At 72.8% G+C, this 21,507-nt stretch carries 16 protein-coding genes; 13 read left to right on the plus strand and 3 right to left on the minus strand.

Annotated elements, in window-relative coordinates:
• Positions 1-57 precede the first annotated feature (57 nt).
• The 9 genes from ACGF4C_RS15075 to ACGF4C_RS15115 all read left to right on the plus strand — a co-directional run bounded on the left by ACGF4C_RS15075 (position 58) and on the right by ACGF4C_RS15115 (position 11,411).
• Positions 58-528, plus strand: a complete 471-nt coding sequence (locus ACGF4C_RS15075; protein WP_393566449.1) for a MarR family winged helix-turn-helix transcriptional regulator — start codon at positions 58-60, stop codon at positions 526-528.
• 345 nt (positions 529-873) lie between these two features.
• Positions 874-2,334 (plus strand): amino acid permease, encoded by a 1,461-nt coding sequence (locus ACGF4C_RS15080; RefSeq protein ID WP_393566451.1) that lies wholly within the window; start codon positions 874-876, stop codon positions 2,332-2,334.
• 114 nt (positions 2,335-2,448) lie between these two features.
• Positions 2,449-3,399 carry a hypothetical protein gene (locus tag ACGF4C_RS15085; RefSeq protein WP_393566453.1) on the plus strand — a complete coding sequence of 317 codons (951 nt, stop codon included), beginning with the start codon at positions 2,449-2,451 and terminating at the stop codon, positions 3,397-3,399.
• A 178-nt stretch (positions 3,400-3,577) separates the two neighbouring features.
• On the plus strand, positions 3,578-4,024 hold the full coding sequence (locus tag ACGF4C_RS15090) for a hypothetical protein (protein WP_393566455.1): 447 nt from the start codon (positions 3,578-3,580) through the stop codon (positions 4,022-4,024).
• Between the two features lie 583 nt (positions 4,025-4,607).
• Positions 4,608-5,660: a zinc-dependent alcohol dehydrogenase family protein gene (locus tag ACGF4C_RS15095; RefSeq protein ID WP_393566457.1), complete on the plus strand. Its 1,053-nt coding sequence runs from the start codon at positions 4,608-4,610 to the stop codon at positions 5,658-5,660.
• Positions 5,661-5,882: 222 nt separating this feature from the next.
• Complete coding sequence (locus ACGF4C_RS15100; protein WP_393566604.1) at positions 5,883-8,294, plus strand: SpoIIE family protein phosphatase; 2,412 nt, start codon at positions 5,883-5,885, stop codon at positions 8,292-8,294.
• On the plus strand, positions 8,291-9,385 hold the full coding sequence (locus tag ACGF4C_RS15105) for a sugar ABC transporter substrate-binding protein (RefSeq protein ID WP_393566606.1): 1,095 nt from the start codon (positions 8,291-8,293) through the stop codon (positions 9,383-9,385). The genes ACGF4C_RS15100 and ACGF4C_RS15105 overlap by 4 nt, the downstream gene beginning before the upstream one ends.
• A gap of 11 nt (positions 9,386-9,396) precedes the next feature.
• Positions 9,397-10,173 carry an ATP-binding cassette domain-containing protein gene (locus ACGF4C_RS15110; RefSeq protein ID WP_393566459.1) on the plus strand — a complete coding sequence of 259 codons (777 nt, stop codon included), beginning with the start codon at positions 9,397-9,399 and terminating at the stop codon, positions 10,171-10,173.
• Entirely contained in the window at positions 10,170-11,411 is a 1,242-nt protein-coding gene (locus ACGF4C_RS15115; protein ID WP_393566461.1) for a sugar ABC transporter permease, read from the plus strand. Before ACGF4C_RS15110 ends, ACGF4C_RS15115 begins: the two co-directional genes overlap by 4 nt.
• A 1,007-nt stretch (positions 11,412-12,418) precedes the next feature.
• Here ACGF4C_RS15115 and ACGF4C_RS15120 read toward each other — a convergent pair.
• A complete protein-coding gene (locus tag ACGF4C_RS15120) occupies positions 12,419-13,498 on the minus strand; it encodes an LLM class flavin-dependent oxidoreductase (RefSeq protein WP_393566463.1) in 1,080 nt (359 codons plus the stop codon).
• A 109-nt stretch (positions 13,499-13,607) separates the two neighbouring features.
• Positions 13,608-15,095 (minus strand): purine-cytosine permease family protein, encoded by a 1,488-nt coding sequence (locus tag ACGF4C_RS15125; protein ID WP_393566465.1) that lies wholly within the window; start codon positions 15,093-15,095, stop codon positions 13,608-13,610.
• Positions 15,096-15,408: 313 nt separating this feature from the next.
• Here ACGF4C_RS15125 and ftsY point away from each other — a divergent pair, with 313 nt between their 5' ends.
• A complete protein-coding gene (ftsY, locus tag ACGF4C_RS15130) occupies positions 15,409-16,641 on the plus strand; it encodes a signal recognition particle-docking protein FtsY (protein ID WP_030802412.1) in 1,233 nt (410 codons plus the stop codon).
• Positions 16,642-16,764: 123 nt separating this feature from the next.
• Here the strand turns inward: ftsY and ACGF4C_RS15135 are convergent, their stop codons facing one another.
• On the minus strand, positions 16,765-17,439 hold the full coding sequence (locus ACGF4C_RS15135; RefSeq protein WP_393566468.1) for a bifunctional DNA primase/polymerase: 675 nt from the start codon (positions 17,437-17,439) through the stop codon (positions 16,765-16,767).
• 510 nt (positions 17,440-17,949) lie between these two features.
• Here ACGF4C_RS15135 and ACGF4C_RS15140 point away from each other — a divergent pair.
• The 3 genes from ACGF4C_RS15140 to ACGF4C_RS15150 all read left to right on the plus strand — a co-directional run bounded on the left by ACGF4C_RS15140 (position 17,950) and on the right by ACGF4C_RS15150 (position 21,481).
• On the plus strand, positions 17,950-19,425 hold the full coding sequence (locus tag ACGF4C_RS15140) for a hypothetical protein (RefSeq protein WP_393566470.1): 1,476 nt from the start codon (positions 17,950-17,952) through the stop codon (positions 19,423-19,425).
• Between the two features lie 380 nt (positions 19,426-19,805).
• The gene (locus ACGF4C_RS15145; protein WP_393566472.1) at positions 19,806-21,146 is read left to right on the plus strand and encodes an ammonium transporter; all 1,341 of its coding nucleotides are present in this window, start codon (positions 19,806-19,808) and stop codon (positions 21,144-21,146) included.
• Entirely contained in the window at positions 21,143-21,481 is a 339-nt protein-coding gene (locus ACGF4C_RS15150) for a P-II family nitrogen regulator (RefSeq protein ID WP_030802420.1), read from the plus strand. Before ACGF4C_RS15145 ends, ACGF4C_RS15150 begins: the two co-directional genes overlap by 4 nt.
• Positions 21,482-21,507 lie beyond the last annotated feature (26 nt).

Raw genomic sequence — 21,507 nt, forward strand, 5'->3', positions numbered from 1 at the left:
AACAGGTTGTCAAGAGAGCGAAGGCGGTCCGACGAGGGGCGCCGGAAGGAGGACCGGGTGCCGGACGAAATGGCCCTGCTGGTGGCCGATGTCTTCGAGGCCGCCGGGGCACTGCGCCGCCTGGGCGAGCGCACCGCGCAGGCGGAAGGACTCACCCAGGCCAGGTGGCAGGTGCTGAGCGTGGCGTCGGACGCACCCGTGACGGTGCCGCAGGCGGCCCGGCGGCTCGGGGTCAGCCGGCAGAACGTGCAGCGGGTGGCCAACGACCTCGCCGACCTGGGCCATCTCACCTTCGAACCCAACCCGGATCACCGTGGTTCCCCGCTGCTGGTGCTCACCTCCGACGGGCGGCGGGCGCTGGCCCGCGTCACCGAGCGCGCCACCGCCGTCCACCGCGCCCTGGCTCCCGCGCTCCCGGCGTCCGCGGTCACCGAAACCCGGACGTTCCTGCACCGGCTGCTCGCCGAGCTGGACCGCCGGGAAAGCGCCGAGGGCGGGCGCACCCCGCACCGGAAGGAGCCCTCGTAGGCGGTCGGCAACGGATTCCGCATTGGCCGGTCGCACAGCCATCAGGGGTGACTTTGTCGTCCCTCACAAATACGCCGCCGTGCATCGCCACATACGCTGACGCAAATCCATTCGGACGTGATGCCGCTCACCTCTCACGAGGAGGCCGGGCACGCTGCGGCGGCGCGATCAGCGCTCCCCACCCGCGCGAGCATCCGGAATCCGCGGCCCCGTGCCGCCGCTTTCGACATTCGACAGGGCCATGATCGCCACCTGCCAGCACCCGGCCCTGTCGTGCGTCCAGACCGAGGCGATCCCAGCAGTCACCCCGTGCATGACCCCTCCAACCCCTCAACGGATGTCGCAATGACCACACCTCCCCAGAGCCATCTGACCGCTCCGCCCGCACCCCCGGAAGGCGGGCCGGCGTCGGAGCAGTCAGGACTGCGCTCCGGCCTCAAGAACCGCCACCTGTCCATGATCGCCGTCGGCGGGGTCATCGGCGCCGGCCTGTTCGTCGGCTCCGGGTCGGGCATCGCCGCGGCCGGCCCCGGCATCCTGCTGTCCTACGCCCTGGTCGGCGCGCTGGTCGTGTTCGTCATGCGGATGCTCGGCGAGATGGCGGCGGCCAACCCGACCTCCGGCTCCTTCTCCGCGTACGCGGACCGGGCGCTCGGCCGCTGGGCGGGCTTCTCCATCGGCTGGCTGTACTGGTTCTTCTGGGTCGTGGTGCTCGCCGTGGAGGCGACCGCCGGCGCCGCCATCCTCACGAGCTGGGTCCCGGCCGTCCCGCAGTGGGCCTGGGCGCTGATCGTGATGGTCGTCCTGACCGCCAGCAACCTCGCCTCGGTCGCCTCCTTCGGCGAGTTCGAGTTCTGGTTCGCGGGCATCAAGGTCGTCGCCATCGCCGCCTTCATCGTCGTGGGCGGCCTGGCGATCTTCGGTGTGCTGCCCGGCACCGGCCACGCCGCGACCGGCTTCGGCAACCTGACCTCGCACGGCGGGTTCCTGCCCCACGGGCCCAGCGCGATCCTCACCGGCGTCCTGATGGTCGTCTTCTCCTTCATGGGCTCCGAGATCGTCACCCTCGCCGCCGGTGAGTCCGAGGACCCCGAGCGCGCGGTCACGAAGGCCACCAAGAGCGTGATCTGGCGGGTGGGCATCTTCTACCTCGGCTCGATCCTGGTCGTCGTCTCCCTCCTGCCGTGGAACGACCCCTCGATCACCAAGAAGGGCTCCTACGTCGCGGCCCTCGACTCCATAGGCATCCCGCACGCCGGCCAGATCATGAACGTCATCGTGCTGACCGCCGTGCTGTCCTGCCTGAACTCCGGCCTCTACACCGCCTCCCGGATGGCGTTCTCGCTCGGCCAGCGCGGCGACGCGCCGAAGGCCTTCGCCCGGACCAGCACGCGCGGCGTCCCGCAGGCCGCGATCCTGGCCTCGGTCCTCTTCGGCTTCATCGCGGTCGGCTTCAACTACCTGTGGCCGACCACCGTCTTCCAGTTCCTGCTGAACTCCTCGGGCGCGGTCGCGCTCTTCGTGTGGCTGGTGATCTGCTTCTCGCAGCTGCGGATGCGCGGCATCATCCTCCGCGAGAACCCGGACAAGCTGGTCGTACGGATGTGGCTGTTCCCGTACCTGACCTGGGCCACGATCGCGATGATCACGTTCGTGCTGGCCTACATGCTCACCGATGACAGCGAGGGCGGCGGCCGCATCCAGGTGCTGCTGTCGGTGCTGCTGGCCGTCGTGGTCGTCGGGATCTCCCTGGTCCGCGACCGGATCGGCGGCAGGTCCGACAAGGCGGCGGGCCTGTCCCACTAGCAGAACGCGATTCATAGGGGCGGTGGTGTGCACGGCACGCCACCGCCCCGTACCATCCCCTCACCACCGCCCCCCGCCGCCCACGACTCCCGCTCGGAAGGCCAGCCCACGACGATGCCCGTCTTCAGACGCCGCAAGGACAACGTTCCCCGGATGGCCCCGGAACTCGACGACGTCACCCTGGGCCGGACCCGGAAGCGCGTCGAGACCGCCTGGTCCCGCGGCTCGCTGGACACCGCCGTGATGGCCACGATGGGGCAGCTGCTCGACGACGCGGGCGAGGACTGGGACCGCAGGGCACACCGGCTGGCGGTGCTGGCCGCATCGGCCGGCCGCGGGCTGCCCGGCATCTGGCGGCGGCACAGCCCGCGCGACCCGGGCGCCCTGCTGCTGCACGCCTGGTCCGATCTCCTCCGGGCCCGCGAGCCGGGCTCCGCCGTCGATCTGGCCGAGACCCGGGAGACCTGCCGGATCGCGGCCGATCTGGCGCCGGCCGATCCCACGCCGTGGACCCTGCAGCTGGCCGTGCTGCGGCTGGAGCGCCGCCCCTCGCAGGAACTGTCGGCGATCTGGCGCGAGATCAAGGCCCGCGACCCCTGGAACCGCGAGGCGCACCTCCAGGCCCTGGGCTATCTCTCGCCCGACGAGTGCGGATCCAGCGCCTTGGTGCTGGACCTGCTCGACGGTGTCCGCAACAGCATGCCGCCGGACGCCCCCGCCGCCGGCCTGGAGCTGACCGCGCTGGTCCGCGCCCATCAGCGGGCGGTGGCCACCGGTGGGCTGTCCGCCCTGGGCGCGGGGGAGATCTGGCGCCGCCCGGATGCCGTCCGGGCCCTCGACCAGGCGGCCCGGTACTGGCCGGCGCCCGGCTATCTGCACCACGCCCAGGCCGTGGCGGACCTGAACGTCCTGGCTTACGCGCTGATCAAGTCCGCCCGGATGACCGAGGCGGCCATCACCCTGCGGGCCACCAAGGGCATCGCCACGCCCTGGCCGTGGAGCCTCGACGGCGAGCCCCTGGAGCGGTTCACGCACCACTTCGAGCGGGCCGCGGCGGACAACTAGGGCGCCCCGCGTCCACGCCCTTGCCCGAGCCGCCGAAACCCGCGGCGACCTGTCCGATTGATGGGCATACGTACGGGCGGTAGCCGGAACGGGTGGAATGCGGGGCTCTTTCCGGTCTCTCCGGAGTGCCCCGATGTTGTACCGGGGATCCCTTCCTGAAGAGCGTGGGGAGATCCGTATGCGGGACACCGTCAGCACCGGCCGCTCCGCGGCGACACGGGGCCGGCGCGTGCTGCTCCTGATCGCTCTGCTGGCCTTGCTGCACGCGGCGTTCGCCCCGGGCTCCCCGGAGGCACCGCCGGCCGGTGCCGCTGCCGGGGCCTGCGCCACCCGTGCCGCGGCCCCCGTCGCGTCCGCTCCGGCCGAGCGGCCGTGCGCCGCGCGGGCACCGGTACTGGCCTCCGCCGACGGCGACCACCGGCATCCGGGCAGCGGCGTCCGCCACCGGTGCGAGGGGTCGGTCTGCCACCTGCGCCACCCTGTCCCGACCGGGGCGGCCGGCAAGGCGCTCGGGGCGTCACCGGCGGCGGCCGCCCGTACCGCGAGCGGCGTCCCGGCGTCCGGTGCCGTCCGCACCTCCGCCGCCGCCGCGCCTGCCGGGGGCGTGACCGTTCTGCGCTGCTGACCGGGCCCGGCCGCGCCTGCCCGCCCCGCCCGTCGGCGGGCCACCGGGGCGCGGCCTGCCGTCATCCGCTCACAGGTCCGGCACCGCAGGAGAACCGGTATGCCCCGCGACATCTTCGGGGCCCTGGGCGCGCTCATCCCGCCGAGGCCTCGCGCACCGTCCCCCAGCCGAAGACCCCTCCCCCGGACAGCTCGCCGCCGCCCGACCGGCCGCCGTCGGGCGGCCCGGCCGAGCCGGCGCCGGTTGCCCCGGATGCGGCGGATGCGGCGGACGCGCCGGGCAGCACCCCGGCCGTCCGCGAGCGCCGTCGGCCGCTGATCGCGCTGCTGCGCGCCCTTCGCTTCCGCCAGAAGGGCCGGACCGGCCAGAAGGACCGGCCCGGCCCGGCCGACGGGCGGAGCGCCTCTCCCTCCTGACGAGGCGAGGCGGGTGCCCCCTCCTCACGAGGTGAGGCGGGCAACGAGGCCGGCGTGTCGAGGTACGTCGGCCGGGTGCGGGCGTGCCCCGGGGCCCGCCCGCCGGCGCCGCGCGGCGCGCTCCGCTCCCGTTTGTCCGCCTCCCTGCCCGGCGCGATGCTGGACGCATGGCCGCACACACGGCCGGAGCCCCGGCGCCGGTCTCCGGCCCGGAACTGGCGTCCGCCTGGGCCGTCGGGCGGCCCGGCCCGGTGGCCTCGGGGCCGCTGGTGGCGGTGCGGCGGCCCGTTCCCGCGCCGGGTCCCGGCGATCTGCTGCTGCGGGTCGAGGCGTGCGGGGTCTGCCGTACGGATCTCCATCTGGCCGAAGGGGACCTGCCGCCGCGCCGCCCGTCGACCGTACCGGGGCACGAGATCGTCGGCCGGGTCGTCGCCACGGGAGCGGCGGTCGGCCGGTTCCGGATCGGTGACCGGGCGGGTGGGGCCTGGCTGCGCGGCACCTGCGGGGGCTGCCGTTACTGCCGGGCCGGCCGCGAGAACCTCTGCCCGGCCTCCCGGTACACCGGCTGGGACGCCGACGGCGGGTTCGCCGAGGCCGCCCTGGTCCCCGCGGACTACGCCTATCCGCTCCCGGAGGACCAGAGCGCCGTGCAGCTGGCGCCGCTGCTGTGTGCCGGGATCATCGGCTACCGGGCACTGCGCCGCAGCGCGCTGCCGCCGGGTGGCCGGCTCGGCATCTACGGGTTCGGGGCCTCGGCGCATCTGGCCGCGCAGGTCGCGCTGGCCGAGGGGGCCCGGGTCCATGTGCTGACCCGGACGGCGGCGGCCCGTCAACTCGCCCTCGACCTGGGGGCGACCTCGGCCCGCGACGCGTACGACCGGCCGCCCGAGCCGCTGGACGCGGCGGTCCTCTTCGCGCCGGTGGGCGACCTGGTGCCGGTGGCACTGGAGGCGCTGGACCGGTCGGGCACGCTCGCCATCGCCGGGATCCACCTCACCGACATCCCGGTGCTCGACTATCAACGCCACCTCTTCCACGAGCGCGATCTGCGCAGCGTGGCCTCCAACACCCGCCAGGACGGCGAGGAGTTCCTGCGGACCGCGGCCCGGATCGGCATCCAGGTCACCGCCAGTCCGTATGCGCTCGCCCGGGCCCCGCAGGCGCTGACCGACCTGGCCGCGGGCCGGGTGCGGGGCGCGGCGGTGCTGGTGCCCGCCTGACCGGGCGGGGGCCCGGCCTTCGGTCACACACCGTGCCGGGGTGCAGCAGCGCGGACGCCGACTGGCTCCGGCCTCGCCGAATGCCGCACCATGGAAGCAAAGCGGTAAATTACGGCATATCCGATGAAATGGCGGCGGGGTGGAGCCCTGGCCCCGAGGGCGGATACGGCAACCGTGGCGTACGACAACGGCTTCCCTCCGCGTACGGAGGCGGTGCAGGCAGTGACCACGCGGGTCCTCGGGTCGTCCGGGGCCGAGCTGACCGCCGTCTATGTCCCGGCCGAAGGGGACGGCGAACTCCACCTGGCCGAGATGGTGGGAGGCTCCGGCGTCCGCTTCGGACTGCCGGCCAGCTACGACGTGGCCGGCAACTCCCCGGTCGCCGCGGCCTTCCGCACCGGCCGGCCGCAGTGGGTGGGCGCCGCCGAACTCGACGAGCACGGCGAGGTCTCGCTCGGGGCGCTGCCGCTGGGCGACGACACCAGACGGCTGGGCTGCCTCGTCGTCGTCGACCAGGCGGCGCACGCCTTCGACGAGGACCGGAGGCACCTGTTGGAGCTGCACGCCGACCAGGTGGCCGCCGGGCTGGAGGCGGTGGCCGCCCGGGTCATGGCGCGCACCGAGCGGCAGTCGCTGCTCGGCCCCGGCCTGGGCACCCTGCGCGGCGGCGCCTTCACACTGGTGCTGCGCACCGGCCGGATCGACGCGGACGCCCTGGTGCTGGAGCTGTTCGGGATCCAACAACAGGAGTTCGACCGGCGGGTCGAGACGCTGCTGGAGCGGACCGCGCCGGACGACGTTCCGGCGCTGATGTCGATCGTGGAACCGGGCGGGCTGCCCGTCTCCGGACAGCAACTGTCCTTCCGGATCCGCCGCCCCAACGGCGAACTGCGCTGGCTGAGCCTGCGCTGCCGGGTGCGGTACGACGCCGACGGGGTGCCGGAGCGGATGCTCGGGGTGGTCGCCGACGCCTCGTACCTGCGTCCCAGCGCCGACGAGGTGTCCGTCGTGCAGCGGCTGTCGACCGCGCTGGCCGGTGCGACCACCATCCGGGAGGTCAGCCGGGCGGTGGTCGACGTGCTGCGGCCGCCGCTGGCCGCCAGCCGGATCGGGGTCGCCGAGCTGGAGGCCGACCGGCTCGTGGTCACCGTCCTCGATCCCCCCGAGCCGGAGTTCTGGCCCGCGAGCTGGCAGCGCGAATGGCGCACCGAATGGCCCGACGCCTCGTGTCACGCCCTGCCTACGCTGGAGGGCGTCCTGCGGGGCGGCCATGTGGCGCTGTGGCCCCGGGGGGCGGAACTGGAACCGGGGCTCGCGGACATCGGCCCGGGCGGGCTGGCCCTCCTGCCGCTGCCGGCCGAGGGCCGGGTGGTCGGCGTGTGCCTGCTCGGCTGGGACACCGAGCACCGGTTCGGGCCCGAGGAAAGGTCGCTGCTGACCGCGACCGCGGGGCTGGTCGGCCAGGCCCTGGTCCGCGCGCACGCACTGGACGCCGGCCATGAGCTCGCCACCATGCTCCAGCGCAGCCTGCTGCCCCGCACCCTGCCGACGCTGGCCGGCGGGGTCACCGCGGTCCGCTACCTGCCGGCCACCATGGGCCTGGAGGTGGGCGGTGACTGGTACGACGTCATCCCGCTCTCCGACGGCCATGTGGCGCTGGTGATCGGGGACGTCGAGGGGCACAGCGCGGGCGCCGCCACCATCATGGGCCAGATGCGCACCGCGATCCGGGCGTACGCGGTGGAGGGCCACCCGCCGGACGTGGTGATCGCGCACGCCAACCGGCTGCTGCTCGGCATGGAGACCGACCTCTTCGCCACCTGCGCCTACGTGGACCTCGACATGGAGGAGGGCATCGCCTGGTTCGTGCGGGCCGGGCACCTGCCGCCGGTACTGCGGCACCCGGACGGCCGGACCGAGGAGCTGACCGTCGAGGGCGGGCCGCCGCTGGGGGTCGCCGCCGAGGGCGAGTTCCCGCTGACCGAGGTCGGGCTGACGCCCGGCACGCTGCTGGTGCTGCTCACCGACGGCCTGGCCGAATCGGCCAGCCTCCCCCTGGAGGACGGGATGCGCCGGGTGTGCGAGGTACTCGCGGCCGCCGATCCGGCCGACGCCGGGCGGGTCGCCGACGAACTGCTGGGCAGCGCCAAGCGGCGGGACGACGACGTGGCGGTGCTCGTCCTGCGCTACGACGGCATGCGGGTCCGCCCGACCCGGGCCCACTGGGCGGTGTGGCGGCTGCCCGACGCGGTGATGCACGCCCGCCGTTTCACCGGCCGCACGCTGCGCACGTGGGGCGTGACCGAGGAGATGGACGTGGCGCTGCTGGTGGTGTCCGAGCTGGTCACCAACGCCATCGCGCACACCCAGGGCGAGGTCCGGCTGGATCTGACGCTGGCCGCCGACCGGCTGCGGATCGCGGTCAACGACGCCTCGCCACGGGCCCCGGTCAAGCCGGCCAGCGTGGACTGGGAGGCGACCGGCGGCCGCGGGCTGCTGCTCGTCGAGGCGATGTCGGCGTCGTGGGGCTCGGTGCCGCTGAGCGGCGGAAAGCAGGTGTGGAGCGAGATCAGCCTGCAGCCGGACGAGCGGATCGAGGCCGCCCAGGCCGGTGAAGGGGGCCCGGCGTGGTGACCGGGCGCCTGCGCAGGGCCGTCGTGGCGCTGGCCGCGCTGGGACTGCTGGCCGGCCCGGCGGCCTGCGGCGAGGCCGGCGGCGGGCACCGGACGGCCTCCTCCCCCGGCGCCCTGCGGATCGGGGTGCTCCTGCCGGACAGCACCTCTCGCTTCTACCACTTCGACAAGCCGCTGATCGAGCAGCGGATCCACCAGCTGTGCCGCGGGTGCACGGTGGAGACCGTCAGCGCCCAGCACGACGTCGCCACCCAGCAGCAGCAGATGGACGCGATGATCACCAAGCGGGTCGACGTGCTGATCCTCGACGCCACCGACTCCCGGTCGCTGCGCTCCTCGGTCGAGGACGCGCACCGGGCCGGCATCCCGGTCGTCGCCTACGACCGGCTGGCCGAGGGGCCGGTCTCGGGGTACGTGTCGTTCGACGGCGCGAAGGTCGGCCGGTTGCAGGCCGAGGCGCTGCTGCGGGCACTCGGCCCGAACGCGCGCCGCGCGCAGATCGTGATGATGAACGGCGCGGCCACCGACCCCAACTCCGCGTGGTTCAAACGCGGTGCGCTGTCCGTCCTCCGGGGCAAGGTGCGGATCGGGAAGTCGTACGACACGGCCGACTGGCGTCCGGAGGCCGCCAACGGCAACATGACCGCCGCGATCGCGGCACTCGGCGCCGACCACATCAACGGGGTCTACTCCGCCAACGACAGTCTCGCCGCCGGCATCATCTCCGCGCTGAAGGCCGCCAAGATCTCTCCGCTGCCGCCGATCACCGGCCAGGACGCCGAACTGCCCGCCATTCAGCGCATCCTCCAGGGCGAACAGATCATGACCGTCCTCAAGCCCTTCAAGCCCGAGGCCGACGCCGCGGCCGCGATGGCGGTCGCCCTGGGGCGCGGTGAGCGGCTCGGCCGCCTGGCCCCCCACCGGATCAACAGCCCCACCCTGCACGACATACCGGCCGTGCTGCTCACACCCATCGAGGTGACCGCGGCGAACATCAAGGACACCGTGGTCAAGAACGGTATGTACACCATCGACCAGATCTGCACCCCCAAGTACGCCTCCGCCTGCCGGAAGGCGGGGCTCACCAGCTAAGGCAGGTACCCATGTCCGCACCTCCGCTGCTGGCGCTGCGCGGCATCTTCAAGCGGTTCGGCGCCGTGCAGGCCCTCGCGGACGTCGACCTGGAGGTCCGCGCCGGTCAGGTCGTGGCGCTCGTCGGTGACAACGGGGCCGGCAAGTCCACCCTGATCAAGGTGATCGCCGGGGTCGACCCGGCGGACGAGGGCACCGTCGAGTGGCAGGGCCGGCCGGTGCAGATCACCCGGCCGCACGAGGCCCAGGACCTGGGCATCGCCACCGTGTACCAGGACCTCGCGCTGTGCGACAACCTCGACGTGGTCGGCAACCTCTTCCTCGGCCGGGAGATCCGCCGGGCCGGGCTGCTCGACGAGGTGGAGATGGAGCGGGTCACGCTCGGCCTGCTCGACACCCTCGCCATCCGGCTGCCCAGCGTCCGGCTCCCGGTGGCCTCGCTGTCCGGCGGCCAGCGGCAGACCGTCGCCATCTCCCGCTCGATGCTGGGCGAGCCGCGGCTGGTACTGCTGGACGAGCCGACCGCGTCGCTGGGCATCGAACAGACCGCCCAGGTCCTCGACCTCGTCGAGCAGTTGCGGGAACGCGGCCTCGGGGTGCTGCTGATCAGCCACAACATGGGCGACGTCAAGGCCGTCGCGGACTGGATCGCGGTGCTCCGGCTGGGCCGCAACAACGGCTTCTTCGACGTGACCACCACGTCCCACGAACAGATCATCTCCTCCATCACCGGGGCCACCGACAACGCGGTCACCCGCCGCGCGGCGCACTGGGAGGCGGAGCGATGACCCGGCAACGGGACGGCGCGGAGGCGGTACGCCGCACCCGGCCGGCGCCGGAGCGGGCCGGGCGGAACCCGCTCGCGGCCCTCCGGCGCCGGTTCCACAGCGGGGAACTGGGCTCGGTCCCGGTCGTGCTCGGGCTGCTGGTGGTGTGGATCATCTTCGAGAGCCTCAACGAGAACTTCCTCTCGCCGCGCAACCTGTCCAACCTGAGCGTGGACATCGCCGGCATCGGCCTGATCTCGACCGGAGTGGTGTTCGTGCTGCTGCTCGGCGAGATCGACCTGTCGGTCGGCTCGGTGAGCGGTCTGGCCGCGGCCGGATTCGCGGTGCTCAACGTCAACCAGGGCCTCCCGGAAGGACTCGCGCTGGTCCTGGCCGTCCTCGCCGGCACCGTGATCGGGGCCGTGCAGGGCTTCTTCTTCGCGAAGGTCGGGGTACCCGCGTTCGTGGTCACCCTCGCCGGACTGCTGGGCTGGAACGGGCTGATGCTCTACATCCTCGGCTCCGCCGGCACCATCAACCTCGACGACCAGGGCCTGCTCGCCCAGCTGACCGGCTATTACTTCACCCCGGTGGTGGCCGCGTACGGCCTGGCGGCGCTCGGGACGGCCGGCTACTTCCTCGCCTCCTACCAGGACGTCCGGCGCCGCCGGGCCGCCGGGGTACCGGCCAGGCCACTCGGCGAGATCGTGCTGCGCACCGGAGTGCTGGCGGCCGTCTCGCTGGCCGCGGCGTTCGTGCTCAACCAGTTCCAGGGCCTGCCGCTGGCCCTGCTGATCTTCCTGGGCTTCCTGGTCGGTCTCGACCAGGTGCTGCGCCGGACGCCGTACGGGCGCATGATCTTCGCGCTGGGCGGCAGCGTGGAGGCCGCCCGCCGCACCGGTATCAACGTGGACCTGGTGCGGATCTCGGTGTTCATGGTCTCGGGCACGATGGCCGCGATCGGCGGGCTGTTCCTGGCCTCCCGGGTCACCTCGGCCACCCAGACCGCGGGCTCCGGCAATCTGCTGATGGACGCGATCGCCGCCGCGGTCATCGGCGGCACCAGCCTCTTCGGCGGCCGCGGCCGGACCTGGTCCGCACTGCTCGGTGTCCTGGTCATCCAGTCGATCGCCTCCGGGGTGGCCCTGATGGGCATCCAGACCGCCGTCCAGTTCATGATCACCGGCGGAGTACTACTGCTCGCCGTAGTCATCGACTCCCTGTCCCGCCGGGCCCGCCGGGCGCATGGGCGGGTTTGACGGTCCGCTGCGCTTCGCGTGCCCCGCACGTACCTGGCCGTCCCGCCGCGGGGCGCTCCGCTTGGCTCGGCCCCGCGTACCTGGCCGTCCCGCCGCGGTTGTTTCTCGCCGTTGCGCTTTGCGGCGCCCCCGCACGTAGCTGTCTGCGGCGGCGCGGGGATTGGTCGCCGTTGCGCGCTTGGCGGCGCCCCGTACGTACTTGGCCGTCCCGCCGCGGGTCGTCTCGCCGTTGCGCCTGCGGCGGGCTGGGTTTGTGGTGGGTGCGGTGACGGACCTCCGGGGCCGGTGTTTGGGACTGCTGACGCTTTACGTCCCAAACACCGGCCCCTCCGGCCCGTCCCCTCCCGTTGAGGGAGTGGGAAGAGGGCGGTGGGGGTGGGCGTTGGGGGTACAAGGGGGCCTGCGGACCCGTAGGGGTTGGTCGAACAGATCCCGTAAGGGTCGCGAGGGCCCCCTGCGGGGCCACAACCGGACACGCGGGCGGAGCTATTCCCGCTGACCGGCGACGTCAGGTGTACGTGCCACAACGCGCGCCCCCACTCACCCGCACACTCCCCCTCACGGGAGGGGACGGGCCGGAGGGGCCGGTTGTGTGGACGTAAAGCGTCAGCAGTCCACACAACCGGCCCCGGAGGTCCGTCACCGCACCCACCACAAACCCAGCCCGCCGCAGGCGCAACGGCGAGCGAGCCCCGCGGCGGGACAGACAGCTACGTGCGGGGCGCCGCAAAGCGCAACGGCGAGACGATCCGCGGCGTCGCAGACAGCCACGTGCGGGGCGCCGCAAAGCGCAACGGCGAGACGACCCGCGGCGCAGCAGACGGGTACGTGCGGGGCGCCGCAAAGCGCAACGGCGAGACGACCCGCGGCGCAGCAGACGGGTACGTGCGGGGCGCCGCAAAGCGCAACGGCGAGACGACCCGCGGCGTCGCAGACAGCTACGTGGGAGGCGCCGCAAAGCGCAACGGCGAGCAACCCCCGCGGCGAGACGGCCAGGTACGTGGGGATCAAAGCCGAGTCAGCACGCGCTCCGCGAAGAGGTGCAGGGAGCGCCAGGCCTCGTCGACCGGCATGCCGCCGCACAGGGGGTGGAGGATCAACGAGCCCTGGGTGCTGCTCTGTTGGGCCAGGGTGAGGCACTCGTCCGGGGTGACGATGCGGTAGACGCCCTCCTTGCGCAGCGCCTCCGGGTCCGTCGCCGCCGAACGGACCGCGGACCGGATGCCCGCGGACTGCCAGGAGGCGTAGGTCCGCGCCTCGTGCAGCAGGTGGTCGCCGTACTCGGCCCAGGTGCGGTCCGGGTCCTCGGAGACGTGCAGCAGGCAGGTCCGCTCGGGGGGCTGCAGTACCCAGCCTTCGGTGCCGTGGACGGCGCGCTGCTCGTGGTAGTACGCCTCCAGCCCGGGCAGGCGGGCGCTGGGGAAGAAGGGGAGGCCCAGCCGGGCGGCGCGGCGGGCCGCGGCCCGTGAGCTGCCGCCGATCAGCAGCAGCGGGTGCGGCCGGGTGAACGGGCGCGGGGTGACCCGGACCGTACGCCCCCGGTAGCTGAACGGTTCGCCGGTCCAGGCGGACAGCAGGGTGCCGAGCACCTCGTCCTGGAGCGCGCCGCGGCCGGCCCAGTCCTTGCCGTGCGCCGCGTACTCCTCGGGCCGGTAGCCGATGCCCGCGACGGTGACCAGCCGGCCGCCGCTGATCAGGTCGAGCGAGGCGAGGTCCTCGGCGAGCCGGAGCGGGTCGTGCAGCGGGGTGATCAGCGCGGAGACCGTCACACCGATCCGGCGGGTGGCTCCGAAGACGGCGCCCGCGAAGGTGAGCGGCGAGGGCATCCAGCCGTTGTCGGTGGCGTGGTGCTCCTCGGTCTGGACCATGGTGATGCCGCGGTCGTCGGCGAAGGCGGCCATCTCGACGGCGGCCCGGTAGCGGGCGGCGAGCGAGGCGGCGGTGGGCGCCGGGTCGACGAGGTTGATGCGCAGGACCGTGACGGGCCGGGCGGGCGGTGCGGTCGGGGCGGGCCGGACACCGGGTGCGGCACCGGGCGCGGTGTCGGACGTGGCGCCGGGCGTGGCATCGGACAGGGCAGCGGACATGGCAACGTCCCCTTCGCCAAGGACGGTTGGCGAAGGGGACGTTAGCTGACGTGGCGTCAGGTGACCAGGGGGCAGGAGCGTTCCCGCGGCCCGCCGCGAGGCCGGCGGCTCAGCTCACCTCGGCCCGCTGCCGGGCCTCGGCCGGCGCCTCCGCGCCGGCCGCCGGGACGGACTCCTTCGCCGCCGGGAGGACCGCGAAGACCACCGCAGCGATCGCGATCGTGGCCGCCCAGCCCAGGCCGTTCTCGCCGATCCAGGTGGTCGCCAGCGGGCCGGTGAACCACTGCACCTTGGTGAAGCACAGGCCGGCGATCAGCGCCACCGCCCAGGCGGTCATGGCCTGCCAGCAGAAGCCGCCGGCGTACCAGTAGCGGCTGGTGCGGCCGGTGTCCATCAGGCCGGCGGAGTCGTAGCGCACCGCGAGCTTGCGGCGGCGGAACATGTCGACGCCGTAGACGCCGATCCAGGCGGAGAAGGAGACCGCGAGCAGCGTCAGGAAGGCGATGAACTGCCCGATGAAGTCCTTGGCCACCAGCATCATGAACAGCCCGCCGATCAGGCTGATGGCGGCGTTGATGCTGACCGCCAGGGCGCGCGGCAGCTTGACGCCCATGGTCTGCGCGGTGAAACCGGCCGAGTACATCGACAGGCTGTTGATCAGCATCATGCCGATCAGCGCGGTGATCAGGTACGGGATCGCGATGGCCCGCGGCAGGACCTGCCCGAGGAAGGACATCGGGTCGGTGTTCTGGCTGGCCAGCTCCGGGTTGGAGACCGCCATCACGCCGCCCAGGAGCACCATCGGGATCAGCACCAGCGCCGCGCCGGAGATGGTCGTGCCGACGATCTTCTTGCCGGAGGCGGAGTGCGGGAGGTAGCGCGCGAAGTCCGGGCCGGTGGGGACCCAGCTGATGCCGCCGGCGGCGATGGTGCCGATGCCCGCGATCATCAGGGTGGTCGAGCCCGGCGACTTGTGCAGGATCGAGCTCCACGGCGCGGTGGCGACCAGGTAGACCAGCACGACCACGCTGATCGCGCTGAACAGGTACGTCGAGTACTTGTTGCACACGTTCAGCGCCTTGCGGCCCATGCCGCTCACCAGGAACGTGCAGGCGACGAAGGCCAGCAGGGTCACGACGACCAGGACGTTGTTGGCTTCGATGCCGAAGACCAGGTGCAGCACGGTCAGGATGGCGTACGCGCCGGTGACCGCGTTGATCGTCTCCCAGCCGAAGCGGGCGACCCACAGGATCGCGCCCGGGAAGTAGTTGCCCCGCACGCCGAAGGCGGCCCGCGAGAGCATCGCGCCCGGGGCGCCGCCCCACTTGCCGGAGACCGACAGCAGCCCGACCATGCCGAACGAGACGGCGGAGGCGATCGCGGCGACGATCAGCACCTGCCAGAAGTTCAGGCTGTTGTTGATCACCAGCGAGGCCCCCATGGTGAGCAACAACACGCTGATGTTGGCGGCGACCCAGGTCGGGAACAGCTCGCGGACGCGTCCACGGCGCTCATGGTCCGGGACGGGCTCGATGCCGCGGGTCTCGACGGCGCCTTCGGTTTCGGGACGGGACGTGGACGTGGTGCTGGTGCCCATAGGTGCAGCTATCTCCGTGCGGGGATCTGGGGGGCACCCCCGGGGGAGGAGGTGCAGGCAGCGGCTGTGGTGCCTGGCCAGAGTGTGTGGTTGCCAGGACTCTACGCGCGTTGCGCGGCCGTCCACCATCGTACTTTGATCCAACTTCTGCCACTCTGCACCGTTGGATCCCTCAACGACGACGAGTGTCACCCACACTCGTCGAAGCGTCCAGTCGGACCCCGGCGACCAGCCTGTGGGCCGGTCCGGACGGGAGCCGGGATGCGGCGCGGGAGGCCCCCGCAGACGGGGCGTGACTGATACTGGAGGGGTTATGGAATACGTCATCCTTGCTGTAGTCATCGCCGTGGTCGTGCTCGGCGCGATCAGCGGGCTCGTCGTCAGCGGCCGCAAGAAGAAGCAGCTGCCGCCGCCCCCGCCGGCCACCCCCCAGCCCTCCGTCACCGCGCCCCCCGCCGAACCGCACGTCGGCGAGGAGGCCGAAGCCCCCAGCGACGAAGAACGTCGCACCGTCGAGGACGTCACGCTGCCCACCGCCGAGGCCCCCGCGGCCGAGGCACCGGCCGCCGAGCCCGAGGCGCCCGCCGCGCCCCCCGTCGAGGTCCCCGAGCCCACCGCCGGCCGGCTGGTCCGGCTGCGCGCCCGGCTCTCCCGCTCGCAGAACACCCTCGGCAAGGGCCTGCTGAACCTCCTCTCCCGCGAGCACCTCGACGAGGACACCTGGGAAGAGGTCGAGGACATCCTCCTCACCGCCGACGTCGGCGTCGCCCCCACCCAGGAGCTCGTCGAGCGGCTGCGCGAGCGGGTCAAGGTCCTCGGCACCCGCACCCCCGACGACCTGCGCGAACTCCTCCGCGAGGAACTGCTCGCGCTGATCGGCCCGGACCTCGACCGGACCGTCCACACCGCCAACGGCATCGGCAACGGCGGCGACGAGATCCCCGGCGTCGTGATGGTCGTCGGCGTCAACGGCACCGGCAAGACCACCACCACCGGCAAGCTCGCCCGGGTCCTGGTCGCCGACGGCAAGTCCGTCGTCCTCGGCGCCGCCGACACCTTCCGCGCCGCCGCCGCCGACCAGCTGCAGACCTGGGGCGAGCGGGTCGGCGCCCGTACGGTCCGCGGCCCCGAGGCCGGCGACCCGGCCTCCGTCGCCTACGACGCGGTCAAGGAAGGCATCGCCGAAGCCGCCGACGTCGTCCTGATCGACACCGCCGGCCGGCTGCACACCAAGACCGGCCTGATGGACGAGCTCGGCAAGGTCAAGCGGGTCGTCGAGAAGCACGGCCCGGTCGGCGAGGTGCTGCTCGTCCTGGACGCCACCACCGGCCAGAACGGCCTGGTCCAGGCCCGGGTCTTCGCCGAGGTCGTGGACATCACCGGCGTGGTCCTCACCAAGCTCGACGGCACCGCCAAGGGCGGCATCATCGTCGCCGTCCAGCGCGAGCTGGGCGTCCCGGTCAAGCTGGTCGGCCTGGGCGAGGGCGCGGACGACCTGGCGCCGTTCGAGCCGAAGGCGTTCGTGGATGCGCTTATCGGCGACTAGCGCGCCCGTCCGTGCGGACCTCGCAGCGCCCCGGTACGCGGGCCCGGCTCCTCGGCCGGCCGCACCGGGGCGCTCCGCATGCCCGGCCCGCACCGGATGCCGCTGCGCGCCGGCCGCCGCGGCTCAGCCGTACAGCGGCGCGCGGTGGCACACATAGGCCAGCGTCCCCAGCACCAGCCGGGCCTGCGGGGGCCGGCCCGCGGTCTCCAGGGCCGGCGGGCGCAGCCAGCGCATCGGGCCCAGCCCGCCGTGGTCGGACGGCGGCGCGGTGACATGGGCCCCGGGGCCGAGTGCCCGCAGATCGAGCGCGGCGTCGTCCCAGCCCGTCCGGTAGAGCAGATCGGGGAGCTCGGCGGCCGCACCCGGGGCGACGAAGAACAGCGCCCGGCCGGTCGGGGTCAGCGCGACCGGGCCGAGCGGCAGCCCCATCCGCTCCAGCCGCGCCAGCGCATGGCGGCCCGCGGCCTCCGGTACGTCGAGCACGTCGAAGGACCGGCCCACCGGAAGCAGGACCGCGGCCCCCGGGGTCTCCGCCCAGGCCGCGGCGGCCTTCTCCAGCGTGGCCCCGGCCGCCAGCTCTCCGGCGAACTCCAGCGGATGGGCACCGGGCGCGGGGCACTCGGGTGCGCCGCACGAACAGTCCGGACGGCCGCCGGCGGTGCGGGCCGCCCGGGCGCCGGGCACGACGTCCCAGCCCCACAGCCCGGTGTACTCCGCCACCGCCGTGATCTCGGTCGAGCGGGCGCGGCGCCGGGAGACGGAACGCCTCTCCCGGATACCGCCGATCGTGAAGCCCATACCCCCTCCAACGGGTGGTGCCTGGCAGTGGTTACGAGTCGGTGGGTTGACGACGGGCGTCCTTCACGCTCCGTCCACGGCCCGCGGGGCCGGTGGTGTGCCGTGGTGCGCCGGGTGGTGCGCAGTGCCGCGGGAGCCGCTGCGTGCTTCGTTCCGCCCGGACGTGCTCGACCTGTGTCAAGTCAATCGCGAGAGCAGCGCCCGGAGTTCATTCGAAGGGGTGGCGAATGGTGGCGTTTCCGCGATCGCCCTCGCGGGGGGCGTGATCGTAGGATTACTTTCAGTGTCTGAACCCGGGAGAGGCATCGTTCGCACGGGTATGCCGGTGGCAACGCACCGGTCGAGCACAGGCCAAAAGGTGTGGCCGGAATCCGTGATCGGGTAGATGTACCCCGGACAGGCGTCGCAACTGACCGCCGCCTGGGGGCGGTTCGCACAACGGCACCAGGCAGCAGGCAACGCACCAAGCACGCACCAGGCACCAAGCAGCAATCGGGATGGGGGCTTCCAGTGGGCGGCAACGGCGGCACGGGCGGCACCGACGCCGTCAAGAAGCCCAACGCGCAGTTGGGTTCGTGGTTCATGCGCAGCGGCTGGTCCAAGGGCGAGCTCGCCCGCCAGGTCAACCGCCGCGCACGGCAGATGGGCGCACACCACATCAGCACCGACACCTCCCGGGTGCGCCGGTGGCTCGACGGCGAGCAGCCGCGCGAGCCCATCCCCCGGATCCTGTCGGAGCTGTTCTCCGAGCGCTTCGGCTGCGTCGTCGGCATCGAGGAGCTGGGCCTGCGCTCGGCGCACCAGTCGCCGTCCGTCTCCGGCGTGGACCTCCCCTGGGCCGGGACCCAAACGGTCAACCTCATCAGCGAGTTCTCCCGCAGCGACCTGATGCTCGCCCGCCGCGGCTTCCTCGGCACCTCGCTCATGCTCGCCGCCGGACCCAGTCTCATCGAGCCGATGCAGCGCTGGCTGGTGCCGGTCCCGGTGTCCCCGGGCGGCGCCGACCCGCAGCCGGACCGCGCCCGGCGGCCGGTCCGGCTCTCCAAGCCCGAGCTGGACCTGCTGGAGGCGACCACCGCGATGTTCCGCCAGTGGGACGCCCAGTGCGGCGGCGGACTGCGACGCAAGGCCGTCGTCGGCCAGCTCCACGAGGTCACCGACCTCCTCCAGGAGACGCACCCGGAGCCGGTCACCAAGCGGCTCTTCAAGGTCGCCGCCGAGCTCGCCGAGCTGGCCGGCTGGATGAGCTACGACATCGGGCTGCAGCCGACCGCGCAGAAGTACTTCGTGCTGGCGCTGCACGCCGCCAAGGAGGCCGGCGACCGCCCGCTGGGCTCGTACATCCTCTCCAGCATGAGCCGCCAGATGATCCATCTCGGCCGGCCCGACGACGCCCTGGAGCTCATCCACCTCGCCCAGTACGGCAGCCGGGAGACCGCCACCCCGCGCACCCAGGCCATGTTGTATGCGATGGAGGCCCGCGCCTACGCCGGGATGGGCCAGCCCAGCAAGGTCAAGCGGGCCGTGCGGATGGCCGAGGACACCTTCTCCGACGTCACGCCCGGCGAGCCCGAGCCGGACTGGATCCGCTTCTTCTCCGAGGCCGAGCTGAACGCGGAGAACGCCCACTCCTACCGCGACCTGGCCTACGTCGCCGGCCGCAGCCCCACGTACGCCTCGCTCGCCGAGCCCGTCATGGCGCGGGCCGTGGAGCTGTTCGGCAAGGACCCCGAGCACCAGCGGTCCTACGCGCTCAACCTCATCGGGATGGCGACCGTACGGCTGCTGCAGAAGGAGCCGGTGGCCTGCGCGGAGATGGCGCAGAAGGCCATCCCGTTCGCCCGGCAGGTCCGCTCCGAGCGGGTCAACACCCGGCTGCGGAAGACCGTGGACACCGCCGCCCGGGAATTCGGCGAGGTCGCCGAGATCATCCGGCTCAGCGACGACCTCGCCCGCTCCCTCCCGGAAACCGCGGAGGCCGTCTGACCGGCCCCGCCCCCAGAACACCGGCCGCGGCCACCGCCCCGTACACCCCGACTCGGCTCCCCCCTGCCAGGTCACGCGGGCGGCGGACCGCGGCCGGGTTTGCCTGTGCGCCCAGGCCGGCGCCGCTCCCGTGGACGCGGTTGCCCGTGGCGCCGGCCTGCTCGGGGGAGGGGTGCGGTGCGTGGCGCGTTTCTTACGGCTGAACGGGTGAATGCGGGGCCGACCGCGGAGTTCACCGGGGCGTAACACTGCGGCGGTGTTCGTCACTGCGGTGAAACACCGGCAAGGTTTGGCCGAAACCACCCTGCGACAACCTCATCGCGAAGTCGGCCCACCAGAAACACGCCCGCACGGGCCGCATCGACGACGAGGAGACGCCGATGCCCCCAGGCATCCTGACGATCGCGGCAGACAAGGTGACGCTCAGCCCGGCCAACACCGGGTTCATGCTGATCTGCTCCGCACTGGTGATGATCATGACCCCCGGGCTCGCCTTCTTCTACGGCGGCATGGTCCGGGTCAAGAGCGTGCTCAACATGCTGATGATGAGCTTCATCAGCCTGGGCATCGTCACGATCTTGTGGGTCCTGTACGGCTTCGGCCTCGCCTTCGGCAACGACGCCGGCGGCTTCCTCGGCTGGAACGGCTCGTTCGCCGGCCTCAGCGGCATCGGCCTGACCCAGCTGTGGGGGGCCACCACCATCCCGGTCTACGTCTTCGCGGTCTTCCAGCTGATGTTCGCGATCATCACGCCCGCGCTGATCAGCGGTGCGCTCGCGGACCGGGTGAAGTTCACCGCCTGGGCGCTGTTCATCGCCCTGTGGGTGACCGTCGTCTACTTCCCCGTCGCCCACTGGGTCTGGGCCGAGGGCGGCTGGCTGTTCGACCTGGGCGTGATCGACTTCGCCGGCGGCACGGCCGTCCACATCAACGCCGGTGCCGCGGCGCTCGGCGTCATCCTCGTCGTCGGCAAGCGGATCGGCTTCAAGAAGGACCCGATGCGGCCGCACAGCCTGCCGCTGGTGATGCTCGGCGCCGGCCTGCTGTGGTTCGGCTGGTTCGGCTTCAACGCCGGCTCCTGGCTCGGCAACGACGACGGCGTCGGCGCGGTCGCCTTCGTCAACACCCAGGTCGCCACCGCCGCCGCGATGCTCGGCTGGCTCGCGTACGAAAAGCTCCGGCACGGCTCCTTCACCACCCTCGGCGCGGCCTCCGGCGCGGTCGCCGGACTGGTCGCCATCACCCCGGCCTGCGGCTGCGTCAGCCCGCTGGGCGCCATCGCGGTCGGCGTGATCGCCGGTGTGCTGTGCGCGATGGCCGTCAACCTGAAGTACAAGTTCGGCTACGACGACTCCCTCGACGTGATCGGCGTGCACCTCGTCGGCGGAGTCACCGGCTCCCTGCTGATCGGCCTGTTCGCCACCGGCGGAGTGCAGAGCAAGGCCAAGGGCCTGTTCTACGGCGGCGGCTTCGAACAGCTCGGCAAGCAGACCGTCGGAGTGGTCTGCGTACTCCTCTACTCCCTCGTGGTCAGCTACCTCCTTGCCAAGGTCATCGACCTGGTGATGGGCTTCCGGGTCAGCGAGGACGAGGAGATCTCCGGTATCGACCAGGCCGCGCACGCGGAGACCGCGTACGACTTCACCGGCGCGGGCGGCGGTACCGCGGCCCGCAAGGGACCGGCACTCGGCGAGGCCCTGACGAAGAAGGTGGACGCGTGAAGCTCATCACGGCAGTAATCAAGCCGCACCGGCTGGACGAGGTGAAGAACGCCCTGCAGGCCTTCGGGGTGCACGGCCTGACCGTCACCGAGGCCAGCGGCTACGGCCGGCAGCGCGGGCACACGGAGGTGTACCGCGGCGCCGAGTACACCGTCGACCTGGTGCCCAAGATCCGGATCGAGGTGCTCGTCGAGGACGCGGACGCCGAGGAACTCGTCGACATCGTCGTCAAGGCGGCCCGCACCGGAAAGATCGGCGACGGCAAGGTCTGGAGCATCCCGGTCGACGACGCGGTGCGCGTCCGCACCGGCGAGCGGGGGCCGGACGCGCTCTGACGCACCCGGGACGGCCGGCCGTCCGC

This window comes from Streptomyces sp. NPDC048197 (assembly GCF_043202395.1).
Taxonomy (GTDB): domain Bacteria; phylum Actinomycetota; class Actinomycetes; order Streptomycetales; family Streptomycetaceae; genus Streptomyces; species Streptomyces siderophoricus.

Bases quoted from the DNA above. Each gene is read 5' to 3' on its own strand.
- ACGF4C_RS15080 (WP_393566451.1), top strand. From the start codon at position 874: ATGACCACACCTCCCCAGAGCCATCTGACCGCTCCGCCCGCACCCCCG.
- ACGF4C_RS15085 (WP_393566453.1), top strand. From the start codon at position 2,449: ATGCCCGTCTTCAGACGCCGCAAGGACAACGTTCCCCGGATGGCCCCG.
- ACGF4C_RS15090 (WP_393566455.1), top strand. From the start codon at position 3,578: ATGCGGGACACCGTCAGCACCGGCCGCTCCGCGGCGACACGGGGCCGG.
- ACGF4C_RS15095 (WP_393566457.1), top strand. From the start codon at position 4,608: ATGGCCGCACACACGGCCGGAGCCCCGGCGCCGGTCTCCGGCCCGGAA.
- ACGF4C_RS15110 (WP_393566459.1), top strand. From the start codon at position 9,397: ATGTCCGCACCTCCGCTGCTGGCGCTGCGCGGCATCTTCAAGCGGTTC.
- ACGF4C_RS15115 (WP_393566461.1), top strand. From the start codon at position 10,170: ATGACCCGGCAACGGGACGGCGCGGAGGCGGTACGCCGCACCCGGCCG.
- ACGF4C_RS15120 (WP_393566463.1), bottom strand. From the start codon at position 13,498: ATGTCCGCTGCCCTGTCCGATGCCACGCCCGGCGCCACGTCCGACACC.
- ACGF4C_RS15125 (WP_393566465.1), bottom strand. From the start codon at position 15,095: ATGGGCACCAGCACCACGTCCACGTCCCGTCCCGAAACCGAAGGCGCC.
- ftsY (WP_030802412.1), top strand. From the start codon at position 15,409: ATGGAATACGTCATCCTTGCTGTAGTCATCGCCGTGGTCGTGCTCGGC.
- ACGF4C_RS15135 (WP_393566468.1), bottom strand. From the start codon at position 17,439: ATGGGCTTCACGATCGGCGGTATCCGGGAGAGGCGTTCCGTCTCCCGG.
- ACGF4C_RS15145 (WP_393566472.1), top strand. From the start codon at position 19,806: ATGCCCCCAGGCATCCTGACGATCGCGGCAGACAAGGTGACGCTCAGC.